Consider the following 17,789-nt stretch of genomic DNA (forward strand, 5'->3'; position numbering starts at 1 on the left):
CCGGCCAGCCGGCCGCGCCGGAATTGCGCTGCCCGCCGACGTCCCGACCTCCTACCGTGGCCGGATGCGCGCACGCTTCTCCGCCGTCCACGACCGCTTCGCCGAGCTGCTCGCCGAGGGCCGGGAGACCGGGGCCAGCCTGGCGATCTGGTACGACGGCGAGCCCGTGGTCGACGTCGTCGGCGGCGAGCGGTCACCGGGACGGCCGTGGCTGCCGGACACGCTGGTGAACGTCTACTCCGTCGCCAAGCCGGTGGCCGCCCTCTGCCTGCTGACGCTGGTCGACCGGGGCCGGCTCGACCTGGACGACGCCGTCGCCGAGCACTGGCCCGGCTTCCGCGCCCCGGCGACCGTCCGCCAGGTGCTGACGCACACCGCCGGGCTGCCGGCCTTCCCGGTGCCCCGGCCGGCCGCCGCCGTCGCCGACTGGAACCTGCTCTGCGCCGACCTCGCCGCCGCCGAGCCCGAGTGGCCGCCCGGGTCCGTCGCGGGCGAGCACGCCTGGACGTACGGGCACCTGGTGGGCGAGCTGGTGCGGCGGGTCGACGGGCGGTCGGTGGGCCGCTTCCTGGCCGAGGAGATCGCCGGTCCGTGGCGGCTGGACCTCGGCTTCGGTCTCGGCGAGGCGGACCAGCGGCGCTGCGCCGAGCTGCGGTACGGCGATCCGGGCTGGCCGGACCGGGTCGCCGGGGAGCCGGGTTCGCTCTGGGCGCGGGCGCTGGACAACCCGCCCGGCGGCCGGGACCTGGCGGTGGTGAACAGCCCGCTCTGGCGCGGCGCCGAGGTGCCGGCCGTCAACCTGCACTCGACCGCCGGCGCCCTGGCCCGCCTGTACGCGGGCCTGCTCGCCGGCGGCGTCCTCGACGGGGTGCGGCTGTTCAGCCGGGAGCTGGTGGCCGAGGCCACCCGGGTCCAGTACGACGGCGACGACCTGCTGCTCGGCCGGCGTACCCGGTGGACGCTGGGCATGCAGTGGGAGGAGGACGGCAGCTGGGGCATGGGCGGGATCGGCGGCAGCTCCGCCTGGGCCGACCCCGGACGCGGCTACACCTTCGCCTACGCCACCTCGCACCTGGCCGACCACGACCGCGTCGACACCCTGGTGGAGGCCCTGCACTCCTGCCTCTGACGGTCGCCCGCCGCCGACCACCCGGTCGCCTCCGACGAACCGGGCGTGGCCGGTCGGCGGCAGGGACCCGTCACGGGATGGACGGGACCAGCGGGCCGGGCGCCAGGGCGGGTCCGGGGATCACCACGGGGGTGCCGGCGGGGGTGATCAGGGCGCGGGCGGCCACCGCCATTCGGCGGCGCTGCGGCACCAGCGCCCGGTCGGCGAAGACGTCGTAGTCCCGCGCGGCCACCTCGTCGAGGATCCCGCCGTACAGCGCGTACGCGGTGCGCATGCAGGCCTGCGAGGCGGGCGCCAGCAGGGTGATGCCGGGGGCCGCCGCGGTGTAGTGCGCCTGGGCGCGGCTCACCTCGTACGCGATCAGCTCCCGGACGCGCGGCGTGGCCCGGCCCCGGGCACGCGCCTCGACCAACTCCTCGCGGGTGACGCCGAACTGGGCCATGTCGTCGTCGGGCAGGTAGGTGCGCCCCCGGTCGAGGTCCTCGGCCACGTCCCGGATGAAGTTGGTGAGCTGGAAGGCGAAGCCGAGCTGGCGGGCCGGCTCCCGGGCCGCCGCCGGGTCCGAGCTGCCCAGGATCGGCAGCATCATGGTGCCGATCACCGCCGCCGAGCCCTCCATGTAGTCGAGCAGGTGCCCGTAGGTGCGGTACGAGGTGACCGTCAGGTCCATCGCCATGCTCTTGAGGAACGACGCGAAGTCGTCCCGGTCGAGGTCGAAGACGGCGATCGTGTGCAGCACCGCCGGGAGCAGGGGGTCGTCCACCGGTTCGCCGTGCAGTCCGGCGACGAAGCGGCCGGCCCAGTCGTCGAGTCGCGCGGCGCGCTCGGCGGGGGGCAGCTCCTCGGTGCGGTCGACGATCTCGTCCGCGTAGCGCGTGAATCCGTACAGGGCGTGGACATGCCGCCGTTTCCAAGCGGGTAGGAGCCGGGTGGCGAGATAGTAGGTGCGGCCGTGCCGTTTGTGCAGCTCACGGCAGCGGCCATAGGCCGCGGCGAGATCGGTTTCCACCGGCCCTCCTCAATTTCGACGCACAAATCGACGCAACTCGTAAGCCTAGGGTACGCTCGGCCGCATGGCCAACGACGCAGTTGCGGGTAATTCGCTCCGCGTGGCCCCCGCCGGCCCGGCCGACGGGGACGATCCGGTGCGCGCGGTCCTTGCCGCTTACACGAAGGACCTGGTCACGGCGGTGGAGGACACCATCGCCGCCTTCCTGGCCGCGGAGGTCGACGCGCTGGGCGAGATCGACGCGGCGATGGGCGGATTCGCCGCGACGGCGCGCGACTGCGTGCTGGCCGGTGGCAAGCGCGTCCGCCCCACGTTCGCCTACTGGGGGTGGCGCGGCGTGCCCGGCGGCACCGGCCCGCTGCCGCCGGTGCTCCCCGCCTTCGCCGCCCTGGAGCTGCTGCACACCTTCGCCCTCGTGCAGGACGACGTGATGGACGCCTCCGCGACGCGCCGGGGCCAGCCGAGCGTGCACGAGGCGCTCGCCGCCCGGCACACCGCGTCCGGCCATCGGGGCGACCCGCGTCGGTTCGGTGAGTCGGTCGCGGTGCTGATCGGCGACCTCTGCATGGTCTGGGCCGACCGGCTCCTAGCGCACGCGGCCCTGCCGCCGGCCCGCCTGCTCGACGTCCGGCGCTGCTACGACCAGATGCGCGTGGAGACGATCGCCGGGCAGTACCTCGACGTGCTCGGCGAGAGCGACGCGGCGAACTGGTCGGTCGACCGGGCGCTGCGGGTGGCCCGCTACAAGACCGCCAGCTACACGGTGCAGCGCCCGCTGCTCTTCGGCGCCCGCCTGGCCGGCGTCGGGGACGACGCCCCGCTGACCGCCGCGTACACCCGCTACGGGCTCGCCGTCGGCGAGGCGTTCCAGCTCTGCGACGACCTCCTCGGCGTCTACGGCGACCCGGCCACCACCGGCAAGCCGGCCGGTGACGACCTGCGCACCGGCAAGCCGACCGTGCTGCTCATGCTGGCCAGGCAGCTCGCCACGCCCACCCAGCGGCACGTGCTGGACGGCCTCGGCGCCGGCGTCGGGGACGCGGAGGTCGCCCGCCTCGCCGAGGTGGTCGCCGACACCGGGGCCGTCGACCGGGTCGAACGCATGATCTCCGAACGCGTCACCGAGGCGCTGACCGCGCTCGGCACCGCGTCGATCGACGAGACCGCGCGCACCGCGCTGACCGGTCTCGCCACCGCCGCCACCAACCGGCGGGCATGATGGTCAACTTCGCACAAGGAGGTGGTCGCGTGCGCACCGTTGACGGGCGTACGGACCGGGTGGTCGTCGTCGGCGCCGGGCTGGGCGGGCTCGCCTGCGCGCTGCACCTGGCGGGCAGCGGTCGGCAGGTGACCGTGCTGGAGCGCGAGCCGGTGCCGGGCGGCCGGGCCGGCCGGCTCAGCGTGGACGGCTACGAGTTCGACACCGGGCCCACCGTGCTCACCATGCCCGACCTGATCGCCGAGGCGCTCGGCGCGGTCGGCGAGGAGCTGGACGACTGGCTGGACCTCACCCCGCTCGACCCGGCCTACCGGGCGTACTACCCGGACGGGTCGACGCTGGACGTCATCACCGACACCACGCGGATGGCCGCCGAGATCGCCCGGGTGTGCGGCCCGCGCGAGGCGGACGGCTACCTGCGCTTCGTCGACTACGCGCGCAGGCTCTGGCAGTGGGAACGCGCCGACTTCATCGAGCGCAACCTGGACGCCCCCACCGACCTGCTCACCGGCAACCTGGTCAAGCTGCTGGCCGGCGGCGCCTTCCGCCGGCTCCAGACGAAGATCAACCAGTTCTTCCGCGACCCGCGCACCCAGCGGATCTTCTCCTTCCAGGCCATGTACGCCGGCCTCGCCCCGCACGACGCGCTGGCCATCTACGCGGTCATCGCATACCTCGACTCGGTCGCCGGGGTCTACTTCCCGCGCGGCGGCATCCACGCCGTCTCGCGCGGCATGGCCGGCGCCGCCGAGAAGCACGGCGTCGAGATCCGCTACGACACCACGGTGACCAGGGTGCAGACCGCCCACGGCCGGGCCACCGGAGTGGTGACCGCCGACGGCGAGCTGATCCCGGCCGACGTGGTCGTGCTCAACCCCGACCTGCCGGTCGCCTACCGCGACCTGCTGCCGCCGAGCCGCCCGCGCAAGCTCACCTACTCCCCCTCCTGCGTGGTCCTGCACGTCGGTTCGACACAGGGATATGGGAAGATCGCCCACCACAACATCCACTTCGGACGGTCGTGGAAGGGCACCTTCGATGAGGTCATCAGGCGGGGCCAGCTGATGAGCGACCCGTCCCTGCTGGTCACCAACCCGAGCCGGACCGACCCGTCGGTGGCCCCGGCCGGGCGGCACACCTACTACGTGCTCGCCCCGGTGCCCAACCTCGACCGGGCGCCGTTCGACTGGCGGGGCGACTTCACCGAGCGCTACGCCGATCAGCTCGTCGGCACCCTGGAGGAGCGCGGCTACCTCGGCTTCGGTGCCGGCGTCGAGGTGCTGCGGGCCGTGACCCCGGCCGAGTGGGCCGAGCAGGGCATGGCCGCCGGCACCCCGTTCGCCGCCGCGCACAGCCTCTTCCAGACCGGCCCGTTCCGCCCGTCGAACCTGCACCGCACGCTGTCGAACGTCGTCTTCGTCGGCTCGGGCACCCAGCCCGGCGTCGGCGTGCCCATGGTGCTCATCTCCGGCAAGCTCGCCGCCGGCCGCATCACCGGGGATGCCTGATGGCCCGCCCCCTCGGACCAGGGAGACACCTGCCGTGACCAGCCGCGAGACGCACCTCGTCGAGCTCGTGGACGACGCCGGACTGGCGCGGGGCGAGACCACCGTGTCGTCCGCACACCAGCCCCCGGGCCAGCTCCACCGCGCCTTCTCCGTGCTGCTCGTCGACCCCCGGGGCCGGGTGCTGCTGCAACGGCGGGCAGCGGTCAAGACCCGCTTTCCGCTGCGCTGGGCCAACGCGTGCTGCGGCCACCCGGCGCCCGGCGAGTCCCTCGTCGAGGCCGCCAACCGCCGGCTGCGCGAGGAGCTCGGCGCCGACCCGGTCGAGCTGACCGAGGTCGGGGTGTACATCTACTACGCCGAGGACCCGGCCACCGGTCGGGTCGAGTTCGAGTACGACCACGTCCTGCGGGGCGAGTTCCGGCCGGGCAGCCCACTGCTGCCGGATCCCGACGAGGTGGCCGAGCTGCGCTGGGCCGACCCCGCCGCGCTGACGGCCGACCTCGACGCCGACCCCCGCGCGTACGCCCCCTGGCTGGGCGGGGTGGTGAACCGGCTGCTGCGCCCGTCGGGGCCCGCCGCCGGCCCGCCGGGCCAGCCCGGCACCCCGTCCGGCCCGCCGGCGAACGACGCGTCGGAGCGGTCGGGTGGCCGATGAGGCGCTGAGCGCGGGAGCCGTCGCCCGACGGCTGGGCGTGGCCGTGACCACCCTGCGCACCTGGCACCAGCGCTACGGCCTCGGGCCCAGCGAGCACGTACCCGGGCACCACCGGCGCTACACGCCGGCCGACCTCGCGCGCCTGGAGATCATGCGGCGGCTCACCGCCCAGGGGGTCACCCCGGCGGAGGCGGCCCGCTGGGCCCGTCGGGCGCCGGACGCCGTGCCCGCCGACGCGGCCGTACCCCCACGGGTGCGCGCCGTCGCCGGCCGCGACGGCGGCGGTTCGACGATCCCGGTCGGCCGGGCCGGACCGGCGGCCCGAGGGCTGGCCCGCGCCGCCATGCGGCTGGACTCGGTGGTGATCGGCGAGACGATCGCCCGGGCCCTGGAGGCGGACGGTGTGATCGCCACCTGGGAAGGTCTGCTGCGTCCCGTGCTCTTCGGCATCGGCGAGCGGCACGCCGCCACCGGCGGCCTCGTCGAGGTCGAGCACCTGATGTCGCGCTGCGTCTCGGAGGCGTTCGCGGTGGTCGCCCGCGCCGCCGCGCCCGCCGGGCCGGCGCGCATCGTGCTCTCCTGCGCCGACGAGGAGCAGCACACCCTGCCGTTGGAGGCGCTCGCCGCCGCGCTCGCCGAGGCCGGGGTCGGCTACCGGATGCTCGGCGCCCGGATGCCGCTGCCCGCGCTGCTCGAGGCCGTCAACCGGACCGGGCCGGCCGCCGTGGTGATCTGGTCGCACACCCGGACCACCGCCGATCCCGCCCAGCTCAACGCCCTCCTCGCCGCGCCCCGCCGGCCGCTGCTGGTGCTCGCCGCCGGGCCGGGTTGGCTGGCGGACTCGCTGCCCGCCGGGGTGGTCCGGCCGGTCGACCTCACCGAGGCGGTCTCGCTGGCGCTCGCCCTGCGCGACTCGCTGGACCAGGCGTCGGCGGACTGACGGGGGATCCCGGGGCGGGACGCCGTCCACTAGCGTCGGGAGGTCCGCCGACCCCGACCCCCTCCGGGAGCGAACGATGCGCCCACGCGCCGTGCTGGCCGCCGGCCTGGCACTGGTCCTCGTCCTCGGCGGCTGCGGCGACGGCACCACGAGCGGCCGGCGGGCCGCCGGTCCCGCACCCGTCGCCTCCGCCCCGCTGCCGGCCGAGCCCGCGCCGTCGGCCGCGCCGCGGCCCAGCCGCACCACCCCGCCCCGGCGCCTGGTCCGCCCGCTGCCGACCAAGCTGCCGACGGGGCTGCGACGCACCACCGGCGTACGGGCGGTGGCGTTGACCTTCGACGACGGGCCGGACCCGACCTGGACGCCGAAGGTCCTCGACCGCCTCCGGGCGGCCCGGGTCACCGCCACCTTCTGCGTGGTGGGCAAGCAGGCCCGGCGCCATCCCGACCTGGTCCGGCGGATCGTGCGGGAGGGCCACCAGCTCTGCAACCACAGTTGGAACCACGATCTGGATCTCGCCCGACGGCCGGCCGCCGAGATCCGGCGGGACCTCCTGCGCACCAACGCGGCCATCCGGGCGGCGGTGCCGGGCGCCAAGGTGCCGTTCTACCGGCAGCCGGGCGGCCGGTGGACGGCCGAGGTGGTGACGGTCGCCAAGCAGCTCGGCATGCGGTCGCTGCACTGGCACGTCGACCCGCAGGACTGGGGCAAGCCGACCGCCGCGACGATCGCCAAGCGGGTACGCGCCGCGGCCCGCCCCGGCTCGATCGTGCTGCTGCACGACGGAGGCGGCGATCGGGCGGCCACGCTGGCCGCCAGTCCACGCCTGATCGCCGACCTGAAGCGCCGCTACGGCGTCGCCCGGCTCCGCTAGAGCCCCCTGACCTGCGGTTTTGCGGGGCGCTGTGGCTAGGGCCATACCGGTTTGGTCGACGGACCGATCATCACGTAAGCTATCCAAGCCTCCGGCGGGGCCGGATGGGAGCAAGTCCGCTTGAAGTTGCGAGTGTGCAATGATGGCGGGGCCGCCCTCATCGTCTAGCGGCCCAGGACGCCGCCCTTTCAAGGCGGTAGCACGGGTTCGAATCCCGTTGGGGGCACGGTCCGGCTTCGGCCGGAGGCAACAAAGCTAGGTCCTGTGGAGCAGTTGGAGTGCTCGCCGCCCTGTCAAGGCGGAGGTCGCGGGTTCAAGTCCCGTCAGGACCGCCAGCGGAGAAAGCCGCGCCCTGCGCGGCTTTCTGCGTATCGGGGCATGTGACCCTTCCGGCGGAGAACCCGCCGTGCGGGTAGCATGAACCGAGCAACACGGCCAGGTAGCTCAGTTGGTACGAGCGTCCGACTGAAAATCGGAAGGTCGGCGGTTCGACCCCGCCCCTGGCCACATAGCCTTTCGCCGGGCTACTGAAGCGCCGACCAGCGGAAACGCCGGTCGGCGCTTCTGCGTACGGGTTGCTGCCGTGGGCCGCCACCGGGTAGCGACCGGCTTCTCGCTCGCCGCCGCGGTGCCCGCGTGTCCGCCCGCGGACGCTTCAGTCGTGTTCGGGGATGCCGCGCACCCGGTGCGAGGCCGCGTGCATGACCTCGGTGACCAGCCGACGCACGTGACCTCCTCTGCCGCTGTAGAGCGCCCGCCGGCCGTCGCGCCGCATCGTGACCAGTCCCGCCAGGCGCAGCTTGCCGAGGTGCTGCGACACCGCCGGCCGCGCCACTCCCAGCGCCGTCACCAGGGCCGTGACGTCGTGCTCTCCGTGGACGAGCAGCCACATCAACCGCAGTCGGGTGCCGTCCGCGAGCATCCGCACCATCTCGGTAGCTGCCTCGACGTGGCTGTCGACAGGGAGACGTTGTTGCAGGTCGTTGGCACCTGCCGCATTGTCGCGTGCATACATGGGCACATATTATCGCCGTCGTCGGGGATACCGGTCCGCTGAGCCGTCAGGGACGTTGGGAGACGCGGTGGAAGACCACGAGCACGGCCACGACCACCCGCACGATCACGGTCATCACCAACAGGGGCGGCTCGCCGCCCGCTGGCATCGGCTGACCCACGCGGTCGTCCCGCACTCGCACGACTCCCGCGCGAAGGTCGACCCCGCGCTGGAGTCCTCCCGGGAGGGCCTACGCGCCCTGTGGATCTCACTCGTCGGCCTCGGGGCCACCGCCGTCGCCCAGGCCGTCATCGTCGTGCTGTCCGGCTCGGTCGCCCTGCTCGGCGACACCCTGCACAACGTCGCCGACGCCCTCACCGCCGTACCGCTGGCCATCGCCTTCCTGCTCGGCCGGCGGGCCGCCACCCGCGCCTACACCTACGGCTACGGCCGCGCCGAGGACATCGCCGGCATCATCATCGTCGCGGTCATCGCCGCGTCCGCCGTCGCCGCCGCCTGGACCGCTGTCGCCCGGCTGCTGCACCCGGCCGAGGTGACCCACCTGCCCTGGGTGGCCGCGGCCGGCCTCGTCGGCTTCGTCGGCAACGAGCTGGTCGCCCGCTACCGCATCCGCATCGGCCGCCGCATCGGCTCCGCCGCCCTGGTCGCCGACGGCCTGCACGCCCGTACCGACGGCTACACCTCCCTCGCCGTGCTCCTCGCCGCCGGCGGGGCCGCCCTCGGCTGGCGCTGGGCCGACCCGGCCGTCGGCCTGGCCATCGCCGTCGCCATCACCCTCGTCCTCAAGGAAGCCGCCCGCGAGGTCTACCGACGGCTCATGGACGCCGTCGACCCCGCCATCGTCGACCAGGCCGAAGCCACGCTCCGCGCCGTCGACGGCGTCCGCGACGTCACCACGGTCCGGCTCCGCTGGATCGGTCACCGCCTCCACGCCGAAGCCGAACTCGTGGTGGACGCCCACCTCAGCCTCGTCGCCGCGCACGGGATCGCCGCCGACGCCGAACACCAGCTCACCCACGCCGTGCCCCGGCTGACCAGCGCCACCGTCCACACCGATCCCGACTGCCATCCCGGCGCCCACCATCACGCAGACCTGTCGCACGAACGCCGGCAGACGATCTGAACGGCCCCCGGTGCACCCCGTGCCCGGGTGTCCGCGTCCCACGGGCCGCCGGCGCGTGCTCAGCTGACGGCAGCCCCGAACCACCTCGGCAGCTGACCGACCAGCCCCGCCTGGTCGTCGCCGACCCAGGCCACGTGGCCGTCCGGCCGCAGCAGTACGGCGGGCACGTCCAGTTCGTCGCTGCCGTCGACGACGTGGTCGACCCGGTCGTCCCACCCGGCGACCGAGAGCCGACCGGTCCGGTCGAGGAGCAGCCCCCGGCCGGCGTGCAGCAGCTCGTAGAGGCGTCCCCGCTTCAGGCCCACGTCGCGCAGCCGCCTGCCGAGTAGTTCGTGGCCCTCGCCGAGGTCGTAGCGGACCCCGATCGCGGTGATCTTCTCGATCAGGTGCCGGTTCACGTCCTGGAAGTCCATCAGCTCCGACAACAGTCGACGCACCGCCTGCGGGCCCGGCTCAGTCGACAGCAGGTGCATCTGCGCCAGGGTGTTGTCCAGCACGTCGGCGGCCACCGGGCGACGTTCGGCCTGGTAGCTGTCCAGCAGCCCCGCCGGGGCCCAGCCGTCGATCTCGGCGGCCAGCTTCCAGCCGAGATTGAACGCGTCCTGGATTCCGAGGTTGAGCCCCTGCCCACCCGTAGGCGGGTGGACGTGCGCCGCGTCGCCGGCCAGGAGCACCCGGCCGATCCGGTAACGCTCCGCCAGCCGGGTGGCGTCGCCGAAACGGGAGAGCCAGCGCGGGGAGTGCACGCCGAAGTCGGTGCCGGCAGTCACCCGTAGCTGCTGCCGGAACTCCTCGATGGTCGGCGGGACGGCGCGGTCCTCGGCCACCCCCGCGGCGGGCACGACGACCCGGTAGCACCCGTCCCCGAGAGGCGCGGCGCCGAACCTCAGCTGGGTCCTGCGGACCTCCGCGACGACGGCGGCAACCGTGGCCGGGTCCTCGGCCACCTCCATCTCGCCCAGCAGCGTCTCGACCCTGGTGGGCTCACCGGGGAAGCCGACGCCGAGCAGCTTGCGCACGGTGCTGCGGCCGCCGTCGCAACCGACCAGGTAGCGCGAGCGCAACCGGGTGCCGTCGGCCAACTCGGCGTTCACCCCCTCGTCGTCCTGGCTCAGCCCGACCAGCTCGCAGCCGCGCCGCACCTCGGCGCCGAGTTCGGTGGCGCGCTCGGCCAGCAGGCGGTCGGTGGTGGTCTGCGGAATGCCGAGGACGTACGGATGGGCGGTGTCCAGCCGGTCCGGCGCCGGCTTGGGGATGCCGGCGAAGAAGCCGCCGAGCGGATGCTGCCCACCGAGCGCGCGGAAGCGCCCCAGCAGGCCCCGCTGGTCCAGCACCTCGATGCTGCGCGCATGCAGGCCGAGCGCGCGGACGAACCTGGTCGGATCCCGCTCCTTCTCCAGCACGAGCACGCGTACGCCGTGCAGCCGCAACTCGCTGGCCAGCATCAAGCCGGTCGGCCCGCCGCCGACCACGATCACGTCGATCATGGTGCCCCTCATTCACGAGATGGGAACTGGGCCAGCCGCCGCGCTGTGCCGCCGCGCCGGTCTCCCGCAGCCGCGCCGCGGGTCCGTCGGCGTCCGACGTCCCGCCCCGGACCGTACGCCGACAACGGCACGGAACGCGCAAAGCTCTGATTTCCGCAGGTTCTGGCCTCGGCCGACAATTCTGGGGCACCACCCGGGTCTTGCGGCAAGTCCCCCCGTCCGATATACGTTGAAGGTGGCGGGAACGAGATCCCGCACCCTCCTGGCCCTTCCCCGCAGTCGGTTCGCTACTTCGGCTGTCGGACGTGGGCGATACCGTCCCGCCATGGCGACCAGGATCAGTCTGACTCTCGACTGCGGCGACGCGAAGCTCCTCGGCGAGTTCTGGAAGACGGCACTGGGCTACGTCGACGAGCCCCCGCCCGCCCCCTTCCACACCCGCGAGGAGTGGCACGCGAGTTTCGACCTGCCGGAGGACGACCCGGTGGACGACGCGGCGTGGCTCTGCGACCCCGAGGGCGTCGGCCCCGCACTCTCCATCCTCAGGGTCCCCGAGCCCAAGACGGCGAAGAACCGGTTGCACATCGACGTCCGGGTGCCGGGTCACGGCACCCCCGAGGAGCGGTGGGCGCGGATCAGCGCAGAGGCCGAGCGGCTGGTCCGGGCGGGCGGGACCGTCCTGGAGGAGGTCACCGGGCACCACGTCGTCATGGCCGACCCGGAGGGCAACGAGTTCTGCGTCGCCGCCGCCTCGGCGTGACGGCGCGCCCCGTCCGCCCGTGCCGGCGACGCCGATCGACGGATCCGGGACAGCGGTGGACGGCCCGGCCGTGCCACGCTGACCCCGACCCGCCCTCGCGACCGGTGCGCGTCGCCTCCGCCGCGCTGATCGCCGTCTTCGTGGTGGGCACGGCCGCGCTGCGAGCCCTCGGCTGATCGCCCCGGCGTGGCGGCCGAGCAACCAGCCCGGCGCGGGAGACGAATTCGGTTGCAGCGGGGGGCCGCGCTGCGATTGCGTACACCCATGCTGACCGTCCGTGTCGATTCGTACTTCGTCTGCGGCACCCCGCGCACCGGCAGTTCGCTCCTGCTCGGGTTGCTGGAGTCCACCGGCGTCGCCGGTCGTCCCCAGGCATACTTCCGCTCCCCCGACGAACTGCTGTGGGCCGACCGGTGGCGGCTCCCCCGCACGGCCGACGGCGGCTTCGATCACGCGGACTTCGTACGCGCCGCGCTCGCCGCCGGCCGCACCGACAACGGCATGTTCGGCGCGAAGCTCATGTGGGGAACGCTGGAGGAACTGCTGGCCAGGCTCGGGGCGAGCCATCCCGACCTCGCCGGCGACGACGTCGCGTTGCTGGGCAGGGCGTTCGGCCGTACCGGTTTCGTCTTCCTGCGACGCGACGACGTGCTGGCGCAGGCGGTGTCGCGGCTGCGCGCCGAGCAGACCGGCGAGTGGTTCGACGGGGGCAGTGGGGAGATCAGCGGCGACGCCGGCAACGGGCGGGCACCCCGCTTCGACGCGGACGGCATCCGCCACCACCTCGACGAGATCGGCGAGCACAACGCGGCCTGGGAGCAGTGGTTCGCCTCGCGGGGGATCCGACCGCACGTGGTGCGCTACGAGGAACTGGCCGAGGACATGGCCGCCACCACCCGCCGCATCCTCGACTTCCTGGGGCTCGACGTGCCCGAGGACGGCTGCGCCGTCGTTCCCCGGCACCGACGCCAGGCCGACGAACTCAACCGGCAGTGGATCGAGCGATACCGGGCGGAGATGATCGGCCGCTGACCGCCGGGCCGCCGAGCCCGGCCCGGCGCGGATGGACCTGCGGGTCGGCCTGCCCCGGCGCGGGTGGGCACGCCCCGGCGCTCACCCCGCCGGCCGTCTGGGCCGCCCGTCAGCGCCGCTGCTGGCGGTGCTGGGCCACCCCGTCCTGGATCGCCTCCCAGACGCTCCGGCCGGCCTGCCGGAGCGTCTCCCCCGCCTGCTCGGCGAGCTGCGCCGCGCTCTGCGCACCGCCCGAGGTTCCGGGTCGTCGACCCGAGCCGCCCTCGGGCGGACCCTCCGGCGACTCGGCCCCTCCGGCCTCCTGGCCACCACCGGGTCCGCGATCCCCGCCGCCCGTTGCGGCGGTGCCACCGCCGGGACCGCCGACCCGTTCACCGCCCGGTTGCCGCGCGCCCTGTTCCTCGCGCCCCGGCCGCTGCCCGCCGTGCTCCTCGCCGCCCGCCTCCGACTTGCCGCGCTCCGCACCGCCCGGTTGCTGCCCGCCCGGCCCGGAGGCAGCCGGCTGCCTTCCGTGCTCGCCGCCCGCTTGCTGCCCGCCGCGCTCCGGGGCGTCCTGGGCGTGTTCCTGTTCCCCGGGCCCGGTCGGCTGGCGGGCCGCCTCGCGCCCCGCCTGCTCGCGTGCGCGCTGCGCCTGCCCCTGCTCGCCCCCGCCCCCGGACCCGCTGGCGAGGCCGCCACCCCGAGGAGCCTGCCCGGCTCCGGGAGCCCCGCCCGGTCCGCCTTCCGGAGCCCCGCCCGGTCCGCCTTCGTGGGCCCCGCCCGGTCCGCCCTGCGCAACCCCGCCCGGCCCAGGACCACCCTGCCCGGGGCCGCCCGGCTCACGCAGGGACCGGTCGGCGACCGCACCGATGGCGCCGACCTGCTGCCCGAGGTCGTCGGTCGCGCCGCCGGCCCGCTCCAACGGGGGCTGCCCCGCCGGGCCGGTGAGCTGCTCCACAGGGCCGACGGCCCGCTCGCCCAGGTTGGCGATCCGCTGCGTCGCCCGGTTGACGTCGTCCAGCGAGGCCGTCGCCGTACGCGACAGCGCCTCGATGATCTGGGGGTTGCGGTCGATGGTGGTCAGCGCCCGGTCGAGGATCTCCACCAGCTTCTCCAGCCGCACCTTCAGCAGCGCCTCGGCGTGCACCCCGGTGATGTCCAGCTCGACGCCCTTGAGGTGCACCCGGACCCCGGCGTCGAGCTGGAGGAGATTGGCCAGCCGGGTTCGCAGGGAGACGTCGGCGTCCAGCTCGTCCACCGCGAGCCGCACCGAGTCGACCGACACCTCGGGTATGTCCAGCAGGACGTCCGGCTCGGCGTCCCCGCCCCGACGGGCCGGCTCCATCCCCCTGTCGCGGCGGGGCGGCTCGGCCTCCCCGTCGCGCCGGTTCGATCGACCGCCGAGCTGGTCCGGATTCCGCTGCTGCGCGTTCTCGCTCATGCTCCCCGCTCCGCATCCTCCGGCCGGGCCGGCCGGGACCGTTCGGCGCGGGTACCCGCTATCCGGCCGAACATCCCGCCGGACGACCGCGCGAGCGGCCACACGGGCCGGGACGGGATCGCCGTCGGCCCCGGCCGGGGAGGCGCGGAGCGGACGGTCGCGAAGCTGCGCACCCGGGCATCAGCCGGTATGGTCCGGGCCTATGGGACAGGAGATGGCTGACCCGGCCGGCATCCGGCAGGAGTCCGAACGGTTCGCGCTGCGCAGCGCCCTCCTGGTCCCCGCTCCCGCCCAGCGGGCGTTCGAGGTGTTCACCGGCGGCCTGGCGCAGTGGTGGGTGGTGGAATACACCTGGTCGGGGCCGGAGCAGCTCGCCGACCTGGGCATGGAGCCGCGCGCCGGCGGCATGCTCTACGAGATCGGCCCGTACGGCTTCCGCTGCGACTGGGGCCGGGTGCTGACCTGGGATCCGCCCGAGCGGCTCGTCTTCACCTGGCAGATCGGGGCGGACCGGGCACCGGTGCCGGATCCCGCCAGGGCGAGCGAGGTGGAGGTGCTCTTCCACCCGGAGGGGCCGGAGCGGACCCGGGTGCACGTCGAGCACCGGCACTTCGACCGGCACGGCGAGGCGGCGGAGGGCTACCGGCAGGCCCTGACCGCTGGCTGGCACGAGCTGCTCACCCGCTACGCCGCCCGGGTGGCCGACCGCACCGCCGACTGACCGGCCTCCGACACCACACCGCCCGTCACCGGCCACCGGCTGCTCCGGTGCGTCGCCGCCAGGGTCGTGGCGGGTCAGCGGCCGAGGCCGGGACGCGCGGCCCGCGCCGTGGCGGCGTCCCGACCGCCGAGGTCGGCGCGACGGCCCGCCTCGGCGCCCCGGCCGAACCCGCCGCCCGCAAGCCGGCGCGGCGCGGCGGTACGCAACTGCGGGTACACCTCGGCGACGCGGTGCCGGACCCGGTCCGACCGGTCGGCCAGGACCAGTGCCACCGAGGGCGCGCCCGCCTCGGCGACGGCCCCGGCCTCCGCCGCCCGGAGCCGCACCCCGACCACGTGGGCGAACCCGGCCAGCCACGAGCGCCGGAAGGCGGCGACATGCGCGCCGGCCGGCGGCGCGGCGCCGGCAAGTCCGTGCGCGGCCTGCACCAGCAGCGACGTGAACAGCAGTTCGACGCGTTCCAGGTCGCTGGCGAAGCCGAACAGGTGCATGGCGAAGCCGGTACCCTCCCGGCGGCGGACGCAGCGGCAGCGCAGCGGGTCGGCGACCGCGGCGAGCAGGCCGGCCTTGTCCCGGGCGTACGGGGCGACGACCTCGACCACCCGGTCGCCCACCGGGTCCGAGGCCGGGTCGCGGGCGGCCAGCAGCGCCCGGTCCACGCCGTAGCGGGCGATCAACTCGGTCGCCTTGGCGGTGAACGCGGCCGACTCGGCGGGGGTGCAGGCCGGGTCCTCGGCCTGGGCCAGCAGCTTGCGCACCTTGCTGAGCATGGCGTCGGACATGCCGCTCAGCCTGTCACGCCGGCCCGGCCCCGCCGCACCGCGACCGGCGGCCGGCGGATGACCCGGTGACCGACCACGCCGGCCCGACCTCGCCGCACGGCGGCGGCCCGACCTCGCCGCACGGCAAGTCGGCCGGACGCGGTGACCGTGCCGACGACCGGCGAGGGGTGCCCAACGGAGAGACGGGTCAGACGGCCCGGCTACGCAGCGTAGCCACGGTCGAGCCGGCGAGCGTGAGCAGGCACTCCGGCAGCAGCCCGTCGGCCGCCGCCGCCCCGAACAGCGCCTCGCCGGTGTCGTCGTCGGCGTTGGCGTACGCGCTGACGAAGCGCGCCACCCAGCGGGTGTCGTAGCCCGCCTCCTCGATGCCGGGGAAGTCCAGCGCGCACGTGCCCGGCGGCACCGGGTCGCCGACCATGGTGGCGGCGAGACACCAGGCCACCCCGTACGCGCCGGCCAGGCCGGACCGGTCGACGACCGCGTCGAACGCCCCCGCCACCGCGTCGCCGTCCCCGGCCAGCGCCGAGCGGAGCACGGCGGTCGCGTCGTCGAGCGTCTGCTGTGGTGAGTCCGTCACCCACAGCACGGTAGGGGTAGGGGTCAAGCCACCCGGCGGTGGTTACTTTCCGTAGTTAGGGCGGGCGACCTGCGGATTGAGCCGCCTCCGTGGTCCCGCGGCACGGCCCAGCACGCTAATGTGCGCAGCGGACCTTCGCCGGAGGAAGGACGACCATGTTCAAGTCACGCGCCTCGCGGGCGGCCACCCTGGCTGCCTGCGCGACGTTCCTGCTCGCCACGAGCGCCTGCGGGACCGAAGAGCCCGAGGAGGCGGCCACCCATCAGGTGCGCCTCTACGGCACCGACGGCAACATGCTGAACTCGTACCCCGCCGAGCTGAAGGATCGCGCCAGCCTGGTCGACGGCATGAAGGGCACGACGCCGCTCACGCCCCTGCCCGAGGACTTCAAGAACCGGCTCCGGTCCCTCGACCCGAAGCTGGGCGACTTCCTCTACTCCGCCGAGGCGTACGACGCGGTGGTGATCAGCGCGATCGCCGCCCAGCTCGCGGGCACGACGGATCCGGCGGCCATCGCGAAGCAGATCGTCGGGGTGACCAACGGCGGGCAGCGCTGCGAGACGCCAGCGGAGTGCCTGGCCCTGGCCCGCGCGGGACGCGACGTGGAGTACCGCAGCGTCTCGCTGACCCGGGCCGGCTTCACCGACGCCGGCGAGCCGTCCACCGCGAGCTACGGCACCCTGCACTTCGACGGCCAGCGGCTCAACGACGGCAAGACGGAGTTCGTCGGGGCCGGGGACGAGTCGGCGGCGAGCACCAAGGCGCCGCCGAAGGCGAAGAAGCAGCGCGGCGGCCGCACCGACCGCAGCGACGGCTCACCGCTGGTCATGGGCGGCCTGCTGCCGCAGACCGGTGACCTGGCGCTGGCGTACCCGCCGATCTCCGCCGGCACCAAGCTGGCGATCAGGGAGATCAACGCGGCGGGCGGGGTGCTCGGCGAGCCGGTGGTCTGGATCGACGGCGACGACGGCACCAACCCGGCGGTCGCCAAGGCCACCGTGGCCAGCCACGTCGCGCGGAACGTCCACGTCATCATCGGCGCCGGCGCCTCCGGCATCTCCCGCGCCGTGCTGCCCGACGTGGTGCAGGCCGGGAAGGTGCTGTTCGCCCCGTCGAACACCGACGCCAGCCTGACCGAGCTGGACGACAACGGCCTCTACTTCCGTACCGCGCCGCCGGACAGCCTCCAGGGTCGGGCGCTGGCCGACGTGATCCTCCGCGACGGCCCGCAGAAGATCGCCATCGTGGCCCGTAAGGACTCCTACGGCGAAGGGCTCCAGAACACCGTCCGGGCCGAGCTGGAGCGGGCCGGCATCGGCGGCGACCGGCTGAAGCTGCTGACCTACGAGCCGCCGGCCGACACCAAGGCGAACCCGGTGGACTTCGGCGCCGGCGCCAAGGAGATCAAGGACTTCGGCGCGGAGGCCGTGCTGATCATCGGCTTCGCCGAGTCCGCCCAGGTGATCCGGGCCCTCGCCGACGCTGGGGTGCAGATCCGGCACTGAGCCACCTCGGAACACGGACGGCCGCACCGGTGA

General features: G+C 74.6%; 17 protein-coding genes and 3 tRNA genes. 14 read left to right on the plus strand and 6 right to left on the minus strand.

The window, feature by feature from the left end:
* Nucleotides 1–64: 64 nt before the first annotated feature.
* A complete protein-coding gene (locus GA0070610_RS26760; protein ID WP_089002597.1) occupies nucleotides 65–1,129 on the plus strand; it encodes a serine hydrolase domain-containing protein in 1,065 nt (354 codons plus the stop codon).
* A 70-nt stretch (nucleotides 1,130–1,199) separates the two neighbouring features.
* On the opposite strand, the gene GA0070610_RS26765 is transcribed toward GA0070610_RS26760, so the two are convergent.
* Entirely contained in the window at nucleotides 1,200–2,138 is a 939-nt protein-coding gene (locus GA0070610_RS26765) for a phytoene/squalene synthase family protein (protein ID WP_089002598.1), read from the minus strand.
* Between the two features lie 64 nt (nucleotides 2,139–2,202).
* Here GA0070610_RS26765 and GA0070610_RS26770 point away from each other — a divergent pair, with 64 nt between their 5' ends.
* The 8 genes from GA0070610_RS26770 (at nucleotide 2,203) to GA0070610_RS26805 (ending at nucleotide 7,841) form a co-directional block, all read left to right on the plus strand.
* A complete protein-coding gene (locus tag GA0070610_RS26770; RefSeq protein WP_089002599.1) occupies nucleotides 2,203–3,357 on the plus strand; it encodes a polyprenyl synthetase family protein in 1,155 nt (384 codons plus the stop codon).
* Nucleotides 3,357–4,865: a phytoene desaturase family protein gene (gene crtI / locus GA0070610_RS26775; RefSeq protein WP_089003770.1), complete on the plus strand. Its 1,509-nt coding sequence runs from the start codon at nucleotides 3,357–3,359 to the stop codon at nucleotides 4,863–4,865. The genes GA0070610_RS26770 and crtI overlap by 1 nt, the downstream gene beginning before the upstream one ends.
* Before the next feature lie 34 nt (nucleotides 4,866–4,899).
* Nucleotides 4,900–5,520, plus strand: a complete 621-nt coding sequence (gene idi, locus GA0070610_RS26780) for an isopentenyl-diphosphate Delta-isomerase (RefSeq protein WP_089002600.1) — start codon at nucleotides 4,900–4,902, stop codon at nucleotides 5,518–5,520.
* On the plus strand, nucleotides 5,510–6,460 hold the full coding sequence (locus tag GA0070610_RS26785; RefSeq protein WP_089002601.1) for a MerR family transcriptional regulator: 951 nt from the start codon (nucleotides 5,510–5,512) through the stop codon (nucleotides 6,458–6,460). Before idi ends, GA0070610_RS26785 begins: the two co-directional genes overlap by 11 nt.
* A gap of 76 nt (nucleotides 6,461–6,536) precedes the next feature.
* A complete protein-coding gene (locus GA0070610_RS26790) occupies nucleotides 6,537–7,334 on the plus strand; it encodes a polysaccharide deacetylase family protein (protein ID WP_089002602.1) in 798 nt (265 codons plus the stop codon).
* Nucleotides 7,335–7,487: 153 nt separating this feature from the next.
* Nucleotides 7,488–7,560 (plus strand) — tRNA-Glu (locus tag GA0070610_RS26795).
* Nucleotides 7,561–7,592: 32 nt separating this feature from the next.
* Nucleotides 7,593–7,669, plus strand: a tRNA-Asp gene (locus tag GA0070610_RS26800).
* Between the two features lie 98 nt (nucleotides 7,670–7,767).
* A tRNA-Phe gene (locus GA0070610_RS26805) sits at nucleotides 7,768–7,841 on the plus strand.
* Nucleotides 7,842–7,989: 148 nt separating this feature from the next.
* On the opposite strand, the gene GA0070610_RS26810 is transcribed toward GA0070610_RS26805, so the two are convergent.
* Entirely contained in the window at nucleotides 7,990–8,349 is a 360-nt protein-coding gene (locus GA0070610_RS26810; protein ID WP_089002603.1) for an ArsR/SmtB family transcription factor, read from the minus strand.
* A gap of 67 nt (nucleotides 8,350–8,416) precedes the next feature.
* Between GA0070610_RS26810 and GA0070610_RS26815 the strand changes: the two genes are divergently transcribed.
* Nucleotides 8,417–9,472, plus strand: coding sequence for a cation diffusion facilitator family transporter (locus GA0070610_RS26815; RefSeq protein WP_231925826.1), 1,056 nt, complete (start codon nucleotides 8,417–8,419; stop codon nucleotides 9,470–9,472).
* A gap of 59 nt (nucleotides 9,473–9,531) precedes the next feature.
* Here the strand turns inward: GA0070610_RS26815 and rox are convergent, their stop codons facing one another.
* Nucleotides 9,532–10,959 (minus strand): rifampin monooxygenase, encoded by a 1,428-nt coding sequence (rox, locus tag GA0070610_RS26820; RefSeq protein WP_089002605.1) that lies wholly within the window; start codon nucleotides 10,957–10,959, stop codon nucleotides 9,532–9,534.
* A gap of 325 nt (nucleotides 10,960–11,284) precedes the next feature.
* Here rox and GA0070610_RS26825 point away from each other — a divergent pair, with 325 nt between their 5' ends.
* Both GA0070610_RS26825 and GA0070610_RS26830 read left to right on the plus strand, forming a co-directional pair.
* Nucleotides 11,285–11,719, plus strand: coding sequence for a VOC family protein (locus tag GA0070610_RS26825; protein ID WP_089002606.1), 435 nt, complete (start codon nucleotides 11,285–11,287; stop codon nucleotides 11,717–11,719).
* A gap of 264 nt (nucleotides 11,720–11,983) precedes the next feature.
* The gene (locus tag GA0070610_RS26830) at nucleotides 11,984–12,751 is read left to right on the plus strand and encodes a Stf0 family sulfotransferase (RefSeq protein WP_089002607.1); all 768 of its coding nucleotides are present in this window, start codon (nucleotides 11,984–11,986) and stop codon (nucleotides 12,749–12,751) included.
* A 109-nt stretch (nucleotides 12,752–12,860) separates the two neighbouring features.
* Here the strand turns inward: GA0070610_RS26830 and GA0070610_RS31605 are convergent, their stop codons facing one another.
* On the minus strand, nucleotides 12,861–14,171 hold the full coding sequence (locus GA0070610_RS31605; RefSeq protein ID WP_231925827.1) for a hypothetical protein: 1,311 nt from the start codon (nucleotides 14,169–14,171) through the stop codon (nucleotides 12,861–12,863).
* A gap of 202 nt (nucleotides 14,172–14,373) precedes the next feature.
* Here GA0070610_RS31605 and GA0070610_RS26840 point away from each other — a divergent pair, with 202 nt between their 5' ends.
* A complete protein-coding gene (locus GA0070610_RS26840; RefSeq protein WP_089002608.1) occupies nucleotides 14,374–14,892 on the plus strand; it encodes an SRPBCC family protein in 519 nt (172 codons plus the stop codon).
* A gap of 74 nt (nucleotides 14,893–14,966) precedes the next feature.
* On the opposite strand, the gene GA0070610_RS26845 is transcribed toward GA0070610_RS26840, so the two are convergent.
* Together GA0070610_RS26845 and GA0070610_RS26850 are read right to left on the minus strand one after the other, a co-directional pair.
* Nucleotides 14,967–15,674 (minus strand): DUF2786 domain-containing protein, encoded by a 708-nt coding sequence (locus tag GA0070610_RS26845; RefSeq protein WP_089002609.1) that lies wholly within the window; start codon nucleotides 15,672–15,674, stop codon nucleotides 14,967–14,969.
* 187 nt (nucleotides 15,675–15,861) lie between these two features.
* On the minus strand, nucleotides 15,862–16,251 hold the full coding sequence (locus tag GA0070610_RS26850; protein ID WP_089003771.1) for a hypothetical protein: 390 nt from the start codon (nucleotides 16,249–16,251) through the stop codon (nucleotides 15,862–15,864).
* A 155-nt stretch (nucleotides 16,252–16,406) separates the two neighbouring features.
* Here GA0070610_RS26850 and GA0070610_RS26855 point away from each other — a divergent pair, with 155 nt between their 5' ends.
* A complete protein-coding gene (locus GA0070610_RS26855) occupies nucleotides 16,407–17,756 on the plus strand; it encodes an ABC transporter substrate-binding protein (RefSeq protein WP_089002610.1) in 1,350 nt (449 codons plus the stop codon).
* Nucleotides 17,757–17,789: the final 33 nt, after the last annotated feature.

Source organism: Micromonospora echinofusca (assembly GCF_900091445.1).
GTDB classification, from domain to species: domain Bacteria; phylum Actinomycetota; class Actinomycetes; order Mycobacteriales; family Micromonosporaceae; genus Micromonospora; species Micromonospora echinofusca.

Coding starts and splice junctions, on each gene's coding strand:
- GA0070610_RS26760 (WP_089002597.1), top strand. CDS start 65: ATGCGCGCACGCTTCTCCGCCGTCCACGACCGCTTCGCCGAGCTGCTC.
- GA0070610_RS26770 (WP_089002599.1), top strand. CDS start 2,203: ATGGCCAACGACGCAGTTGCGGGTAATTCGCTCCGCGTGGCCCCCGCC.
- crtI (WP_089003770.1), top strand. CDS start 3,357: ATGGTCAACTTCGCACAAGGAGGTGGTCGCGTGCGCACCGTTGACGGG.
- GA0070610_RS26790 (WP_089002602.1), top strand. CDS start 6,537: ATGCGCCCACGCGCCGTGCTGGCCGCCGGCCTGGCACTGGTCCTCGTC.
- GA0070610_RS26810 (WP_089002603.1), bottom strand. CDS start 8,349: ATGTATGCACGCGACAATGCGGCAGGTGCCAACGACCTGCAACAACGT.
- rox (WP_089002605.1), bottom strand. CDS start 10,959: ATGATCGACGTGATCGTGGTCGGCGGCGGGCCGACCGGCTTGATGCTG.
- GA0070610_RS26825 (WP_089002606.1), top strand. CDS start 11,285: ATGGCGACCAGGATCAGTCTGACTCTCGACTGCGGCGACGCGAAGCTC.
- GA0070610_RS26830 (WP_089002607.1), top strand. CDS start 11,984: ATGCTGACCGTCCGTGTCGATTCGTACTTCGTCTGCGGCACCCCGCGC.
- GA0070610_RS31605 (WP_231925827.1), bottom strand. CDS start 14,171: ATGAGCGAGAACGCGCAGCAGCGGAATCCGGACCAGCTCGGCGGTCGA.
- GA0070610_RS26840 (WP_089002608.1), top strand. CDS start 14,374: ATGGGACAGGAGATGGCTGACCCGGCCGGCATCCGGCAGGAGTCCGAA.
- GA0070610_RS26845 (WP_089002609.1), bottom strand. CDS start 15,674: ATGTCCGACGCCATGCTCAGCAAGGTGCGCAAGCTGCTGGCCCAGGCC.
- GA0070610_RS26855 (WP_089002610.1), top strand. CDS start 16,407: ATGTTCAAGTCACGCGCCTCGCGGGCGGCCACCCTGGCTGCCTGCGCG.